A 15,404-nucleotide genomic window follows, 5' to 3' on the forward strand; every position below is an offset into this window, starting at 1 on the left:
AAGGTAATCGTGTTTCGGATGGTCGATGTCTATCTCTGCAGCTTCTGAGAGCCGTTGGAGAATCGATCGTGTGCCGTCCGTCGTAATCGAGGGCGGTCGAATATCCTCATCGAGCGCCAGGAGGAGGTCGCGAGCGTACTCCCCACGGCGTTCGGCGATTGCCTCCGTATGTTCCCCTCGGTCGGCGAGCTCATCTTGGACGAGCCCTGCGAGCGTCCGCTGGTCAAACGTGGGAAACACCGGCCAGCGCTCCGTCGGTGGGTCCATCAGTTTTCGGTAGCTCCGCAGCGGCGAGATTACCGGATCGGGGAGACTGGCGGCGTCCCACTGCTGTTTCTTCCGGTAGACGTCCATACTCCCATCGTCGAGGGAGAGGTCCTCCCAGCGGACGCCGCGCCGGCGCGGGTCGTTTGGATCTCGGAGGAGTTCGCCAACGCGGACGGCGGTGTACGCGAGGACGAACACCAGAGCCCGGTCACGAGCCGCCTTCAGCGCCGCGTAGCGTGCTCGCTGCTTGTCGAGGGGATCAGTATCCTCCGGGAGTGTCGTGAATGCCTCGACGGCGTCGCGGGCCCGTTCGTCGGCGTGGCGGGTGAGGGCGTGGCGCTGTTCGGACGTCCAGGCCTGCTGGTCACCGGGCTTGCGGCCGTCATCCTCGGGCAGCGGCGCCATCGCACTGGCCCGCTGCGCGTAGTGGGCCTCAAGATATCCCTCGTTGACACACCACCCACACCACGCAGAGATATAGCGGTAATAGGTTTGTACCGTGTTCTGCTTGAGTCCCCGATCTCCCCCGAGATGCCGAGCGTACTCCCGGAACACGCGTTCGTCGAGATCGTCAAAGGTGGGCTCCCGGTCGACGTCGTCGGGGACGATCCCGGTCCAGTCGTCGTCGCCGCGGTCGCCGGCGGCCCACTCGGCGAACCGCTCGAGCTCGCGGGCTGCGTTTCGTCGATAGTTCCCACCGTCGCCACCGCGACCCTTCCCCTTGTCCTGGAGATACCGTTCGAAGGAGCTCGCGAGTGACCGATCGGCGCGTTCTCGGGGTGTCATGGTTCCTCGTTCGCGTACTGGTAGGTCGGACGGACGTCCTCAAGGAGCTCTTCGACGATTTCCCAGAGAATCAGGGAGGGAGTCTCGTGTTCGAAGGTGATCCCCCAGCGGTCCTCCGTATCGGCGACTGAGTACTGGAAATGCGTCCGTCCCAGATCGGGATGGTCTTCGTCCTGGTGCCAGCCGGCGTGAAAGCCCGTGTTCGGATCGGTGTAATTGATACGGAACCAATCATGTGGCTCCTGCCGGTACCACTTGATGGACAGTTCCGGCGACTCAGGCCCTGTCGAAGGGTCGAGACGGGCTGGATCAAACCGTGCCCGCAGCTGTTTGGCCTCGATATCATCAGGAACGAACTCGACTGTCGTGATCTGTGGCACACGGTCGAGGACGTCCCGCTTTAGCTGGGCGTAGAAGTTTGCGTTCGGGTCACCACCGGGATGCGGGACCGACATCCGTCAGCTACTGGCCTCGGCAGGCTCTGTTGTCGGAGCGAGGAAGTCCCATTCTCGGATGGCGAACCCAACGATCTGGATACGCCGCTGAAGATGCTCCCACTCACGGGCAATCTCACGGCGACTATCTTCCTCCTCAGCGTCAAGGGACTCGTCAGCGAGCGTCCCGCGAAGCTGGTTCGGTGACTCAACGCCGAATTCGTCCTCCCAGTCGCGAATCTGCGTCTTCATATCGGCGAGACGGTCCGTGAGCTCCTCGACAGTGTGGCCGCTGTCTCGAAGACGCATCGCCTCCTGCATCGCTTGGCGGCGATAATCAGGGTAATACGTCGTGTGAGTACCGCTTTCGTCACGATGGAGGATGCCATCGTCGACGAGCCGTTCGAGGACGCGTTTGGTCGGCTCGTGTGACCAGCCCGCTTCGGAAGCGATCCAGTTGGCTGTCCGCGGCTCCGACAGCTGCCGAGCAACCATCCGCACGCGGTCTTCACCCGTGGTCTGGCGTTCCATCAGACCCTCGGAGTTCGATTCATCTTCGGTCATACAACATCGTTCGGGCTTTGTCTTAATATAGGTTGAGGCCATTAGTTCTATATCGAATCGACTTCTTCGCCATCGCCCCGATCTCAGCTGTGGGTAGCCAGAGTAAACACGGAGCCCGGTCTTGGCGGCTCTACCCTGGGGGAAGCGCCGTTCTGAGCCGGTTGCAGCATTCGTGCTTCACCGACGGCGGCGGGGTACTTCAAAGTGGTCGTGATTACGAGCATAATCAGGACCACTCGCTGTAATCGGCCCATCGGGAGAATTCGGGGATTTGGAGTCTCTTAGCCTCGGTATTCCGCACTATAGGAAATCGTATATCGTATATCGCTATACAAAATCTCGGGCCTGGAAGTTGAGACTACAGCGGGTATAGCGGGCCTGTGATGCGTCGTTTCAGCCGATTCAGTGATCGGAAGCCGACTCAGATTACTCTCCAGACGGGCGGTTCTGTTGAAATTCCAACCATAAATGCGAATTTCGGCGACTTTCGACAGCGTAGCCACTCAGACGCCCCGCTATTGCGGAGAGAGTCTCGTTACTATCCGATTCCGGTTTCCTTCTTCACCAGCGTTAGCGTATTGTCGGCTGTTACAATCGGTGAATGCTCGTATTCACCGGTCAACTGTACCTGTACCAATAGATCGACCGCTCGCCAGATCGAGTACAGGAGACAGGCGAACGCGAAGTAGAAGAATCGGAGGCTAAAATTCTTCGAGGTCGTCGCGCCCATGAACCGTTTGATCGACTTGTAGCCACTCTCAATCTCCCACCGGTAGCCATACTCCGGGAGAAGGCCACTCTTCCGATTTGTCATGAACACCGAGTACTGCCGATGATCAGTGTGCGCGGAGTTCTCTTTCCGTCGGTAGATTAGCGTCGTCGAGTGCCACTCGTTGTCGCCGAGATGTAGCTTCCGGTCGGTCTCATACCGATCCTTGTCGCGCTTGAGAAGGCGCTTGGCTTGGGCCTTCTCGCTGGTCTGCATCCGCTTCGGAACGACGTAGGAGAGCCCACGTTGACTCAGCATCTCCAGGATATGCTGGCTGTCGAACTCACGGTCCATCAGTACGTTATCGACATGAACAGCTGCCTCTGCCGAATCCAAGAGGTCCTCGACGATCTCCTTGCGTGTGTCCCCTTTCCGGACTGGGCGCGCATCTAAGACGATTGGGACGGCATTCCCGACCATCTGGATCGTGGCCCACTGGTAGGCGTACTCGTCGGTGTTCTCTTTCGTGCCGATAATCTCATCTTCGTGGCCATCTCGGTCACCAGTAAAGGGGTCTGATTCAGTGATATCGATGGCAACGATGCCAGCCCGGTAGAACGCCTCCGTCTCTGCGACTCGATCCAAGAGGCGACTCACGGCTTGGCGGTACATCTCGCGTATCTGCTCAATTGAGAGGTCGCGGAGATGCTCGCGATGGGCGTGGCCAAGCGGTGTCCGCTCCCGATTGGACTCGTGAATGAAACTGCGAGCCCCCTCATTGACGGCGAGGTTTTCTCGAAGCCCTAGGTAGGTTTGGAGGTCCCAGTAGGCATTTTCGTGGATCTCACAACCCTCGCCACGGTCCAGTGAGAACGCTGGGAAGGCAACGCGACTCACTTGCTCAGTAACGGTCTCGGCCTGCTCTAATACGGTCTGATCATCGGGGTCCGATTCTTCATTCTCATCATAGTGTCTGCGGCTCTGCCGTTCTGGTTCTCGTGGAACAGAGACACCCGCATTTTGGGCTTTGATGAGGATTGTTCGCGCTGCCGTCTCGACGGTGTCTTGGAGTTCGGCCGTGAACCGGTGATGCCAGCTACGCCATAGGGTTGACTGATCGGGGACCGACTCCAGGCCAAGTTGATCACAGAGATCGGGATGCTTGGTGAGGTATTCGACGAGCGCGGTTTCGTGGTCCCAGTCGTAGAGTTCTTTTAACAGGAATAGGCGAAACAGAGTCTCAATCTCGTAGCTCGTCGAGCCTGCATATCGGTCGTGGGCATCGAACTGGACGTATGCAAGCGGTAATGTGTGGACGAATGGTTCAACGCCCTCGTGTTCGACTTGTTGGAACCACGTTTTTGCGACCACGCGGACATCCGACTCCAGTGCGGGAAGCGACGAACGATCGAACAGCGGGCTAGACCCATACGTTGGCCAATCGATATAGGAACAATGAGCGATTTGGCGAAAGACTGTTCGACGCGACTCGGGGGTCATAGCCATGTAGGTACGGATAGCAAAACGTCCAAGACCAGTTGATCAAGATCGGATAGAAGTTGGATTCATCAGCGGAAGTGTTGTGGTTAGCTGGAGTAAGAGACGCTCCCAAATTGTGTTTCTCGCCAGTATTTCCAGAGGTAGGATAGATCACTGGGATACAACAGTTTTACAATTTCCTGCTTGCTCCCATCGTTAATATCTGAAAGGGTATCTCGAGAGAGCTTGTTCAGATCTTGCATGAGTCGGTCGTACCGTTCGTTTGGTGCAAGGTATAGCAACCTCGTCATCATCAATCGACGGTCTTGTCTGGGGGCAACTTGCTCGTTCCATAGGTCGTCGTAGACTCCCATCTCCTCAGCAGAGGTGTTTTTCGTCCTCGTCAGACAGCGGTCGGCTGTCATTGCAGCTGCTCGAGCTGATTTCATACACTTGTAGATTCCCTCTCCCCAGACAGGATCAACCGATGGGACAGTATCACCGATCGCCATAAACGAATCAGTACTCATCGATCCGGGGGGCTGTACATGTGCTGATCCCCGAACTGGACTCTCTGCGATTTGTCTAGCGTTCTCGAACCGTGGGTCAGTATCAAGCCAATGTTCGAGATACCCGTCGACGGTGCGATCGTGAATGGCGTTTTCTTGATAGCGTTCATTCTGGATGTAACAGATACCGACTTTTGCTGTGTCGTCACCCGTATGGAAGATCCACGAATAACCTCCAGGGGCGTACTCGTGGTCCAACCGCAACATCATCGCGTCAGTGAGATCAGCAAACTCGGGATGATTGAGATCGACGCCTTCGAATAAGTATTCAATACCAATCGCGTGGTTCTCCCGCTCAAGATTGGCTATCCCCAGATCTTTAGCCAGTGGCGCAGCCGGACCCGTAGCATCAATAACGATTTCGCCAAAGACCTCCTGGTCACGGTTATAACGGACACCAACGAGATCACCATCTTCGACGATCGGGTCACGAACACGAGCATCAAACCGATACTCAGCACCCTTGTGACGACCATCCTCGACAAGGAACTTCTTGAACGCCTCAAAGTCCAAGACAAAGCCCGGCTGGTCCTGGATAAAGTGTTCATTTGGAGATTCAAGAACTACTGATTCAGTTGCGTGCATAACGACATCGTCCGGGATGCCGAAGGAGGTCATCATTGACGCAAACGTTCCGCCGGTAGATTTGTTACTTTGAGCTGGGAATTCATCTTCTGCTTCGGTTTCTAGGACGACAACATCGTACCCACGGTCAGCTAGATCTCGTCCACACTGCGCCCCCGCTGGACCTGCCCCAGCGATGATCACATCATACCTGTTTGACATCGTTGGAGAACAACTACTCAAGAGCGGACGAACAAGATGTTGGAACACAGTGCCACTTTTCGGTTGTTTCTACACAGGCCCGGTGCCCACCATCTTAGTGGGCAGACATCTGTGACACCACGTTGACGAAGTAGACGCCACTGATAATGAGGCCAATTCCGAGAAGGCCTGCCAGATCAACTGGTTCATCAAAAACAACGGCCCCGATACCTGCCACACCGACAATACCCAATGCTGCCCATGTCCCATAGACGACACCCATCGGTAATTCCTCTAACGTCAGGGATAGTAGATAGAACGCTGCCCCATATCCGAGGACAACCCCAATACTGGGAACCGGTTGTGAAAATCCATCGGAGAATTTGAGGGCAGTCGTCCCGAATAATTCGGAGAGTATTGCACCAGCGAGCAGTACGTACGGATGCATATCGTTAGGTCTCGAAGCCCCCGATATACGACTACTGAAACAAAACAGCACTTACAATTTGTTTGGAGGCACAATGACAAAGCATGACGGAATTGGGTGAGCTTGGACTCTCAAGTTACGAGGAGAAGGCCTATCGAACCCTTCTCGTAACAGGAGCAGTGACGGCAGCTGAACTCTCTGATACTAGTGGGGTTCCAAAAGGCCGTATCTACGACGTGCTAAACGGTCTTGAAGCTCGCAAGCTGATCTGGAGACAGTCAAGCGATCCAAATCAGTACGTCGCCGTACAGCCAGAAACCGTCGTCGATAGGCTTCTGGCTGAACGAGCGTATGAACTGAAACAAGAGTGGGATCGTTACCGCGAGAAAGCAGAAACAGTTCGTTCGAACCTTTTGCCGACACCACCAACAGAGAGTAGTTTCTGGCTTGGATCGCTCGGGAGTGACGAAATGAGTACAGCACTCCAGCAGCATATGCGAACCGCGGAGAGCGTTGTCAAGGCAGCCGTCGGGCCTCCCTACGAGGATGCGACGTGGGAGACACTCCAATCTGAAGTGGAAGGCTTTTTCGAGGGTGCTAATACGGATTTGTCTGTCGACCTCCTCTTCAGTGAAAAAGCAGTTACCGTACTCCCCGACCGATTCCCACATCTAATTGAAAACCAGCCCGCAGACATAACTGTCAGAACGACTCCTGAGATTGCGCTTTCGTTTGATATCGTGGACAATGTGGAGACAACGATCGATGTGCTACATCCAGTATCTGGTGAAGACAGGATCGGTGTGATCGGGATCAAAGATTCGCAAGTAGTCTCCGAGTTTGAGCAGTACTTCCAACGACTGTGGACCGATGCTGTTCCCCTCCTTGAGTGAGACAGTGATGATGGGAGGAAGACGTGATGTGATGTAATTAACTCAAACCGATATTGTCTCTGTACATTGAGAAGGCCGGCCTCAACTACTGTGAGCCGGCGGTCTCAACTGAGTTCACCGTATAGAGGCGGAATCAGACTATTCTGAGGTTGCTGTTGGGGTATTGTAGAATAGCTTTCTATTTTGGAATAGTACGCTATTCATTCGATTCTGAAGAAGCAGATTCGCGAGCTTGTTCGAATCGTTCGGCCACTTCGTCTACGAGATCTTCCTCCACGACGGTTCGGAGAAGAGCATCAGTCATTTCCCGAACGACGATGTTCTGGTAGCCCTGCTGGTTGAGCTCGCGTTCCAGTTCATACTTCAGCCAGGAATCGAAGTCCTCGATCGTAGCCTCCCGGGCGTAGAAAGGCCGCTGTTTAGCGGCCTCATAGCTGAACGCTGAATCGGTCATCGGGTTTTGTCGTTCGACGGGTTCCTGAGAGGGCGTCTCCTCGTCGCCTTCCGATTCAGACGCGTCATCCGTATCCTGGGGTTCGTCGTCCGGTTCATCTTCGAGTGTCTCCCCGAGGTCGGCAAACGGATCGTCGTCAGCCATGGCGGACCACCTCCCCAGCCTCAACGATGTGCGCCAACTCGTCGAAACACTGCAACTGGTCACAGTCAGGGTCGTAGTCCAGCAGGGGTTTGCGCTCGCCGTAGGCCTTCGTGATGCTGGTACGGTCACGGATGCCCGGTGATGGTTTGAGATCGCCGGCGTCGACAGCCTCCCAGTCCGTGATTCTCGCGAAATTCGGGATGCGGTCCTGAAGGTTATCGTGCGAGTTGAGACGTTCGAGGAGCTGTCGATCCTGAGTCTGCTGGTCGATACGGCCGCTCAACATGTTCGGAACCAGCGACAGGACGTCGACGTCCATATGCTGCCGAAGCGGGGAGATCTGTCGCTCGATGGTTCGCTCCAAGCCGGCCATCGCCTCGTTCCCAGGAGCGAGCGGAAGCACGAGATTCGCTGTCGCGACGAGCGCGTTGTCCGTGAGTCGGGACCGGTACGCCGGCGAATCCGTGACGATATAGTCGTACGTATCACCGAGGAGTGGGTCGACGACTTCCCGTTTGAGCAGCGCAGAGGGTTGGAACACGTCGCCCACGACGATCTCCCGCTCGACCTGTTCTAAATCCTCGCTGGACGGGAGAATATCGAACTCGTAGCTGGTATCGTAGACAACAGAAGTCGGGTCAGCATCGTCGAAGAAGACGTCGCCGATTGTTTCCTCGGTGTTGTGATACTGGTCGTCAAAACCCAGCCCAACGGACGCGTGACCGTTCGGGTCAAGATCGATGAGGAGGACATCGTGTTCGTGTGCGGCCAGCTGTCGGGCGAGGTTGACCGCAATCGTCGATTTTCCGACGCCCCCCTTAAGCATACAAACCGAAACAGCCCGAAAGTTGCCGTCGGTCTGTACCGAATCATATGGGCTATTCGGGCTATTCGTTCTATCTATGCTATTCTCGCTATCTGAGCCACTCATACTATTCAGCAGTATCAACTCCTCTCAACTTAACTCTGTGGTGAATAGTCCGAATAGTATTCTATTCCAAAGCTATACGCTATTCCAGAATAGTTTACTACTCTAGAATAGTTAGGATAGAATCAGTAAACGTGGCTCAGGAGACGAGCTCCAACATAGAGCGAAGTTCAGATTCGATATCAGTCAGTTCACTCCGTTGCCACTCAAACCGTTCTTCAACCCCAACATCGGTAAACCGGAGTGAAGCACGAACCTGCCGGGCGGGATCGTGCTGGAAGAGCGCGAGAGCGTAGGCAAGCATTTGCGGCCGATAGTGGTCAGCGAGGGTATCAGTCGTCGTCGACGAAAGATCGTTCGTCTTGTAGTCGATGATATGATACGCATCAGGAGTGACCAGAAGACGGTCAATATCACCCACTATGCGGGAGTCATCAAGACGAGCGACAACTGAGTACTCGTCATAGGTCGCTTCGAGTGGGAGGTCCGCCTCAGTTTCATCGACGAACCGGATCGCATCCTGGGCATGGCTCACGGCCGCTTGGAGATCGTCATCCGTCGGTTCCTCGCTCCCCATACGACTCAATTGACGAATAAACGAGGGCCACTCTTCTCGTGGGGGACGGAGCTCATTGAGCCGATGGACAACAGTTCCGAAGGTGGTGGGACTCAATCCGACTGTCCCATCCCCCGACGTGTAGCTGTGTCCGTCTTCGGAGGCATCCGCAACAGCACTGACGAGGGTCGTCGCGGCAACGCGAACGGCAGCCTGACGTTCCGGCGGGGAAGGGACAGTAATCGCAGGGTCTAACTCTTCAGTCGGAGCCTCAGATTGCCATTCAACCGGCCGAGGTGGCGCCTGAATGGTGTATTGGGCATCACCAATTCGAGCGTCTGTAGCTCCATCGTGAAACGCCTCAGCGACTAGCTCATGGTCGTCAAACAGAATGGGCTGGATCCAATCCCGCCATCGACTGGCGTCGTCGAAATCATCTGGCTCACCGAGTTCGATGTGGCCAGACTCATCGATATCGATGTCGTGTGTTCCACACAGCAGCAGGTGGTCCCGAGTTCGGGTACAGGCCACGTAGAGCAGTCGTTTGGATTCCGCACGCTCTTGCGGGAGCGAGCGACGATCGGCATATTCGTGGACTGCCGTCTTCTCGATTGCGAACGCATCGTTGGGGTGGGGAGCACCTACTGCAGGAATCGGTGGGGCATCAGTCGTCCCCTCGACGAGGCGGACATAGCCGTGGTCGTCAACGGACCGCCCGAAATTGAGGTCACTTCCGAGATCGGGGACAGTGACGATTGGGAACTCAAGTCCCTTCGCGGCGTGAATCGTCATTATCCGAACGCCCTCAACATCACCCGGAATGTCAGCCTCTCCTTCTCGGGGGTCAATCTCGGTTTGGCGGTCGATCCGGTGGAGTAACCCAGCAGCTGTGTGAACACCGTTCTCACTCCAAGTTCGAACCTGGTCGCGAAATTTCTCGACGTTCGCGACGGCCTGCTGACTGCGTTCGTCAGCACTCACACTCGCCAGATACCCCGTGTCGTCGATCACCCGGGACAACAGACGATTCCACGGGAGCACACCAGCCTCAGACGGCATCGCACAGCCACTAAGGGTCCGCCACGAAGTGAGGAGGTCGAAAGCATCCGCGAGCTGTGGATCGTCCGTCTCGGCGAGTGCATCCCACACTGAATCGGCCTCTGCGACAGCTGGTGCGAGGCGGTCATCGGTGAATCCGAACAGCGGCGACCGAAGCACCCCGTAGAGGGAGACGTCGTCCTGTGGATCACCGAGTACTCGAAGCAGGTTCGTGAGCGCCTGGACCTCAGGCGTATCGTAGAACCCGACGCCACCGACGACAGTGTAGGGGATGTCGTACTCTTCGAGGGCGCGCTGATACCGATCCAGATGGGTTCGCCGGCGAAGGAGGATCGCCGTGTCGTCCGGCGTAGCGTCGCGATGATCACCCGTGTCGGGGTCTTGGACTGTCGGCGGATCGTCGAACAGGTGGGTCAGTCGAGCAGCGAGTGCTTGCGCCTCGGCCTCGATGGTGTGGTCCAGCGCACCTTCGGCGACCGGATGGTCGTCGCCGAAGAGTTCCGCCGCAGTGTCGGCATCGTCGGGCACAGCGAGATACTCGACACTCCCGGTAAGTCCCTCGATGTCCTCGACACGGTCACGTTGCGTGGTCAACTCCTGTGGTGGCGCTTCGTAGGGTTCGTGCGTATCACCCTCCGACTGGAACAGGTACTCGAAGAGTTCGTTCAAGAACGACAGCGGCTCATCCAGCGTCCGGAAGTTCCCAGAGAGTTCGAGCGCCGTCGGACTCTCGGCCTCGCTGTCGGGAACGTCGTCAACTCCACGAGCCTCGTTGACGGTCTGGAGTTCTCTGCGCGCATCCCCGAACGTCGTCACGTCGGCCCCACGGAATCCGTAGATGCTCTGTTTCTCGTCGCCGACCAGGAAGACGTTCGACGCCGCCTGCTCGTCAACGCCCGTGAGGAGCTTGACCAACTCCCACTGACGCGGGTCCGTGTCCTGAAACTCGTCGACCATCACGGCCGCAAACTGCTCTCGGAGCCGCACCGTGACGGCATCGTTCGCTCGCAAGAACTCGAGGGTTGTCTCGATCACGTCGGGAAAGTCGAGCGTATCGCGGCGCTCCTTCTCGTCGGTGTAGGTTGCGAGGACGTCGTCGAAGACCCGCATCAGAGCCAGCGCGTAGTGAGCGCTATTCGCTTCCAGTTCTCCTGGCGTCGTCTCGACCGCATCCGCGTGCGGTTCGACGGCCGCGATGACCGTGTCGATGACGTCCTTCAGGTCGTCGTAGACGTCACCGTACTCACCCCACTCGTCCCGGTCACCGACGACGTACCCCGAACTGCTGTACAGGCCGCCGTTCTTCTTCTCACAGGCCTCGTACAGCTCGAGGATTGCCCGCTGACAGTCGCGGGGATCGCTTTCCTCGGGGTCGTCCGAGAGTATCGTCGCGACCTCGGAGAAGGCCCGGTAGGCTCGAAGACCGTCTTCGTCGGCGATAGCGCCCTCACGGTCGACACGGCCCGCAACCGTGCGTAGCTGGTCAAGGAGTCCGTCCGCATACAGCGTCTGTCGGGCGTCGGCGACGTCGAGATCACAAACGACCTCCCAGCAGATATCGACGTAGTCGGCGACCTCGGCATCACGCCACTCCTCGAGGACGGCCTCGCTCTGCGGGCGCTCATCGAGTAATCCAGCGAGTACATCGACCAGCTGGTCACGACCCCAGAGCTGCGCGAGGAGCGCGACTTCATCATCGTCCTGGTTGCGTTCAAGGAACTCCGTCACGACTTCGCGTTGGAGTGTCGCGGCACCGTCTTCGTCGAGTACGTCGAAGCCGAGCGGGACCGGAGCCTCGACGGCCCGTTCTCGCAGGAGCCGGGTACAGAACGCGTGAATGGTGTGGACATAGCCGTCCTCCAGATCGTCGAGCACGTTTCGCCAGCGGTGGTAGGCCTTCGGTGAGTCGACGGCCTCCAGCCGGTCGTACACCTCCTCTCGGACACGCTCAGTCAGTTCGGCAGCAGCCTTTCGCGTGAAGGTGATCGTGACGATGTTCTCCGGCGTGAGCGACCGGTTCTCGGCCAGTATCGTCACGTACCGCTCGGTGAGCGTTGTCGTCTTCCCCGTCCCAGCACCGGCAGTGATCGCGACGTTCCGGCCCTGGACGAGCGCGTCCTCCTGTTCCTCCGTGAGCTGAATCTCCTCGGGGTCCTCAGTCATCGCTCATCACCGCCTCGATGTCCTCGTCGTCACGAACACGGAGCGGAACGTACGCGGAGTCGTCCTCGTGGACCTTGTCGACGAACTCCCGCTTGCGGTGATGGCGGACATCGCACGCCCGACGGTAGTCACAGTATCGGCAGTTCGCTCCGCTAGCCGACAGAAGCGTCGTGTGGAACCGACCGTTACCGATCGCCTCGTCGATCTGGCCCAACCACTCCGGAACGACATCGTTCAGGAACCGGCGGAGTTCGACCTCTGAATCGAACTTCGATTCGACGCCGCGTGGAACCTTGAGGTCGTTTGGCGGTCGCACCTGATAGTACGTCGCCGAGAGCGAACCCTGCTCGAACAGATCACCGTCGACGACGTTGGCCGCAGCAAGCAGATAGATGGGGAGCTGGAACTTCGTGCCACCGGTCGTCTTCGTCATATACGGTGCCCGCCCAGTCTTGTAGTCGTAGAGCGTGAGCGTCGGTTGTTCGCCATCCCGGCCCACGTCAACGCGGTCTATGTATCCCCGAATCGAGACAGTCGAGCCGTCCGGTCGCTCAACTGTGAACGGCCCAGCATCCGAGTCGGGCAGCCCCTCACCGAACGGAGCCTCGAACAGGTGTGGGCGGGCGGCGCCGTCACGCCAGAGTTCGTTGTCGAGGAAGGTAGCGAACAACCCCTGTTCCGGTGCGTCGTGAGGTTTGCTCCCGGCCTCGTACGGAGCACTCTCGCCGTCACCCAGGCCCGCGAACAGCTCCGCCTTCCACCGTTCGTAGAACAGGCCGTCGTACTCGAAGTCAGCATCACGGAGTTCCTCAACGGCGATCTCGCGAAGGTGCGTCGCCAGGTCGTCCCGGTCGAAGTTCGTGAGATCGACACCGTCCTCGGTCTCGTCCTGCAAATCCGCGAAGAACCGTTCGAGGACGTCGTGGACGTACGATCCAGTTTCGAGGGGCGTAGGGACGACCTCGACATCGTCCGGATCCGCAATTCCGAGTACTTCGTCAGCGTAGAACTTGAACCCACACTCGACGTATCGTTCGATTCGACTCGCGCTGTAGGGTTCCCGCGCCGACGGAGGGTATACCTCATCGACCGTCTCGGGTTCTAAAACGCCGTCGTGTTCGGAGAGGCCAGTCGTTCCCCTGTTGTCCGCACAGTGGAGTCCCCGATCCGTGCGCTTGGTCTGCTCGGGGGAGAGATCACCTCGGTCGCCGGCGCGGCTGACTGCCGCACGCCGGTCGGCCGTTGCAGCGACATGCCGCTGTAGGTCCTCGCGGGAGCCCACGCGGTCGTCGACGCCGTCTTCGGGTTCGATGCCGGTCACGCGCTGGAGTTCGTCGAGCACCGGCGACCGGACGACGGCGGATTCGTCGTCGCCCGTCTCTGGTGTGGTGATCGTGAGTTCGTCGACGTTCGCGAGGAGCGTCGCGAAGAGATAGCGCCCCCGGAGGCGCTCGTCGCCAGTGTCGAACCGCGGATGAGCGTCGGTCATCTCCTCGAAGAAGGCCGGGCGTTCCGGCGTTACCGGGAAATGCTCGCTCGTCAGGCCCACGAGGAACACCTTCTCGAACGAGCGCATCCGGGCGTCGAGCAGCCCCATCACCTCAACGTGGCCGCCAGCAGCGCGCTGTGGAACCCGAATCGGCACGCCATCGAACGCACGGGTGAACAGTGCCAACGGAGAGAGATCGCTATTGACCGCCGCCAGCGACTCGAACGAGGAGAGAACCTCGTCTACGAGGTCGTAGGCTCGCTGTTCGACGGCTTGCTCGGCGCCGCTGGCGTAGTCCTCCGTCGCCGCCTCCAGGTCGAATCGGTCATCCAACAGTCGTCGGAGCGTTTCGGTTGCGTCCTCGACGTCGCCTGTTCGGAGCGTCTCTAGCGTGGCCAGCAGCTCCTCGATCAGTGCCGCCGCCTGGTCGTCGACGTCATCGAGCAGGGGTGACACAGAAACCGTGTCACGCCGGCGAGCAGCTGCCGTGACGGAGTTGGCTTGGTCGGTGTCGACGACGTCAACCAATGGATTCGCTAACAGGGACGTGAGGTCCTCAGCACGGGGCTCGGGTTCGGCGAGGTTCAGGAGATCGTGGACGACGCTCCCGGTGAACGTCCGGTTCAGCTGTGAGGCGGCGGTCGTGACGTGCGGGATGTCGAACGTATCGAACGTATCCTCGACGTACCCCGAATAAGCCTCAGTCCCGGGAACGACGACGGCCAGATCGTCGGGATCACGGCCATCGGCCAACTCGGTTCTGAGCTCGCGAGCGACGAAGCGAATCTCGCGCTCGGGCGTCGGGAGTTCACGCCATCGCAGAGTGTCTGGAGTAGGGACAGTGCCCGGGTCCGGGCGGTAGAGCGACTCGGTGATCGTTCCGAAGGCTCGCCCTGACTCGTCGACGGGATCGAGTTCTACTGTCTCGAAGTCAAGTGCGTCGTAGACCTCTAAGGCGTCCTCCGCAACGGCGTCGACTCCGCTCCGACCATCCTGGTGAAGCGGCAGCAGTGCGATCATTGGAAGTTCGTCGACGAGGCGTTCGATGAGTCGGCGTTCGACGGGGCGGAACTCGTGATACCCGGAGAGGACGACGACATCCAGTTCCGGGGAGAGCGCCGATAGTGACTGCTCCGCCGTTGCGACGGCGTCGAACATTTCTCCCCGGGTACAGACCCACTCATCGACATAGTCAGCGTGGAGATTCCGGTAGTGTCGGTACGCGTCGACAGTGGCTGTCGCGATACGGTCATCGAGGTCTGAGCCCTCGAACTCCGCTACGAGCGCGTCAGCGGTACCGACGCCGGCGTCGTCGAAGAGTGAGAAGCGGCTACTGAACGAATCAGCGAGGGCGGCAGAGGCTGGTTCGCCAGCAAGAGCGCCATCTGTCTCGGCTGTTGTTCGGTCAAGCGCGTACTCCGCGAGTCGACGGTTCAGCTGCCCGGAGAGCGGTTGAACCGGGCCGTGGAGATGCTCGTACCACTCCCGAACAACTGCGTCGAGCGTCTCGGCACGAAGACTGAGAGGGTCGTGTGTCGTAGCCCAATTGTCCTCAACTTCACTTCGACGAGCGTCGTTCCGGGTGATGTAGAGAACACTCCCGAGTGAATCCTCAGCAATCTCCGCAGCCCGTTCAAAAGCCGCCTTCTCTAAATGTGCATGCTGAGAACCAGTTAGGAGCGTAGAGGTCATCGAATACAGTCCTCAAGATATCGCTC

General features: G+C 58.3%; 11 protein-coding genes. 1 reads left to right on the forward strand and 10 read right to left on the reverse strand.

Annotated features, from left to right (window positions below; genetic code table 11):
- The 6 genes from EAO78_RS16595 to EAO78_RS16620 all read right to left on the reverse strand — a co-directional run.
- Nucleotides 1-1,053 (reverse strand): tyrosine-type recombinase/integrase (locus EAO78_RS16595; RefSeq protein WP_122106908.1); only part of this gene is annotated, 1,053 nt, incomplete at its 3' end.
- On the reverse strand, nt 1,050-1,508 hold the full coding sequence (locus tag EAO78_RS16600; RefSeq protein WP_004048666.1) for a hypothetical protein: 459 nt from the start codon (nt 1,506-1,508) through the stop codon (nt 1,050-1,052). The genes EAO78_RS16600 and EAO78_RS16595, both read right to left, overlap by 4 nt.
- Before the next feature lie 3 nt (nt 1,509-1,511).
- Complete coding sequence (locus EAO78_RS16605) at nt 1,512-2,093, reverse strand: DUF7342 family protein (protein ID WP_004048667.1); 582 nt, start codon at nt 2,091-2,093, stop codon at nt 1,512-1,514.
- A 496-nt stretch (nt 2,094-2,589) separates the two neighbouring features.
- Nucleotides 2,590-4,266 (reverse strand): transposase, encoded by a 1,677-nt coding sequence (locus EAO78_RS16610; protein ID WP_049987589.1) that lies wholly within the window; start codon nt 4,264-4,266, stop codon nt 2,590-2,592.
- An 80-nt stretch (nt 4,267-4,346) separates the two neighbouring features.
- A complete protein-coding gene (locus tag EAO78_RS16615; protein ID WP_122106897.1) occupies nt 4,347-5,594 on the reverse strand; it encodes a digeranylgeranylglycerophospholipid reductase in 1,248 nt (415 codons plus the stop codon).
- A 94-nt stretch (nt 5,595-5,688) separates the two neighbouring features.
- Entirely contained in the window at nt 5,689-6,021 is a 333-nt protein-coding gene (locus EAO78_RS16620) for a DMT family transporter (protein WP_049987587.1), read from the reverse strand.
- Between the two features lie 83 nt (nt 6,022-6,104).
- On the opposite strand from EAO78_RS16620, the gene EAO78_RS16625 reads away from it, so the two are divergent.
- Nucleotides 6,105-6,893, forward strand: coding sequence for a TrmB family transcriptional regulator (locus tag EAO78_RS16625; RefSeq protein ID WP_122106898.1), 789 nt, complete (start codon nt 6,105-6,107; stop codon nt 6,891-6,893).
- Between the two features lie 196 nt (nt 6,894-7,089).
- Here EAO78_RS16625 and EAO78_RS16630 read toward each other — a convergent pair whose 3' ends face one another.
- From EAO78_RS16630 to EAO78_RS16645, 4 genes are all read right to left on the reverse strand, one after another.
- Nucleotides 7,090-7,491 (reverse strand): hypothetical protein, encoded by a 402-nt coding sequence (locus EAO78_RS16630; protein ID WP_122106899.1) that lies wholly within the window; start codon nt 7,489-7,491, stop codon nt 7,090-7,092.
- Complete coding sequence (locus EAO78_RS16635; RefSeq protein ID WP_122106900.1) at nt 7,484-8,422, reverse strand: ParA family protein; 939 nt, start codon at nt 8,420-8,422, stop codon at nt 7,484-7,486. The genes EAO78_RS16630 and EAO78_RS16635 overlap by 8 nt, the downstream gene beginning before the upstream one ends.
- Nucleotides 8,423-8,558: 136 nt before the next feature.
- Entirely contained in the window at nt 8,559-12,197 is a 3,639-nt protein-coding gene (locus EAO78_RS16640; protein WP_122106901.1) for a UvrD-helicase domain-containing protein, read from the reverse strand.
- Nucleotides 12,190-15,378, reverse strand: coding sequence for a PD-(D/E)XK nuclease family protein (locus EAO78_RS16645; RefSeq protein WP_256418944.1), 3,189 nt, complete (start codon nt 15,376-15,378; stop codon nt 12,190-12,192). Before EAO78_RS16645 ends, EAO78_RS16640 begins: the two co-directional genes overlap by 8 nt.
- Nucleotides 15,379-15,404 lie beyond the last annotated feature (26 nt).

The sequence above is a fragment of the Halobellus captivus genome (assembly GCF_003697845.1).
Lineage (GTDB): Archaea > Halobacteriota > Halobacteria > Halobacteriales > Haloferacaceae > Halorubrum > Halorubrum glutamatedens.

What these genes read in the sequence shown, in the direction of transcription:
- EAO78_RS16600 (WP_004048666.1), bottom strand. Translation starts at nt 1,508, where the DNA reads ATGTCGGTCCCGCATCCCGGTGGTGACCCGAACGCAAACTTCTACGCC.
- EAO78_RS16605 (WP_004048667.1), bottom strand. Translation starts at nt 2,093, where the DNA reads ATGGCCTCAACCTATATTAAGACAAAGCCCGAACGATGTTGTATGACC.
- EAO78_RS16610 (WP_049987589.1), bottom strand. Translation starts at nt 4,266, where the DNA reads ATGGCTATGACCCCCGAGTCGCGTCGAACAGTCTTTCGCCAAATCGCT.
- EAO78_RS16615 (WP_122106897.1), bottom strand. Translation starts at nt 5,594, where the DNA reads ATGTCAAACAGGTATGATGTGATCATCGCTGGGGCAGGTCCAGCGGGG.
- EAO78_RS16620 (WP_049987587.1), bottom strand. Translation starts at nt 6,021, where the DNA reads ATGCATCCGTACGTACTGCTCGCTGGTGCAATACTCTCCGAATTATTC.
- EAO78_RS16625 (WP_122106898.1), top strand. Translation starts at nt 6,105, where the DNA reads ATGACGGAATTGGGTGAGCTTGGACTCTCAAGTTACGAGGAGAAGGCC.
- EAO78_RS16630 (WP_122106899.1), bottom strand. Translation starts at nt 7,491, where the DNA reads ATGGCTGACGACGATCCGTTTGCCGACCTCGGGGAGACACTCGAAGAT.
- EAO78_RS16635 (WP_122106900.1), bottom strand. Translation starts at nt 8,422, where the DNA reads ATGAGTGGCTCAGATAGCGAGAATAGCATAGATAGAACGAATAGCCCG.
- EAO78_RS16640 (WP_122106901.1), bottom strand. Translation starts at nt 12,197, where the DNA reads ATGACTGAGGACCCCGAGGAGATTCAGCTCACGGAGGAACAGGAGGAC.
- EAO78_RS16645 (WP_256418944.1), bottom strand. Translation starts at nt 15,378, where the DNA reads ATGACCTCTACGCTCCTAACTGGTTCTCAGCATGCACATTTAGAGAAG.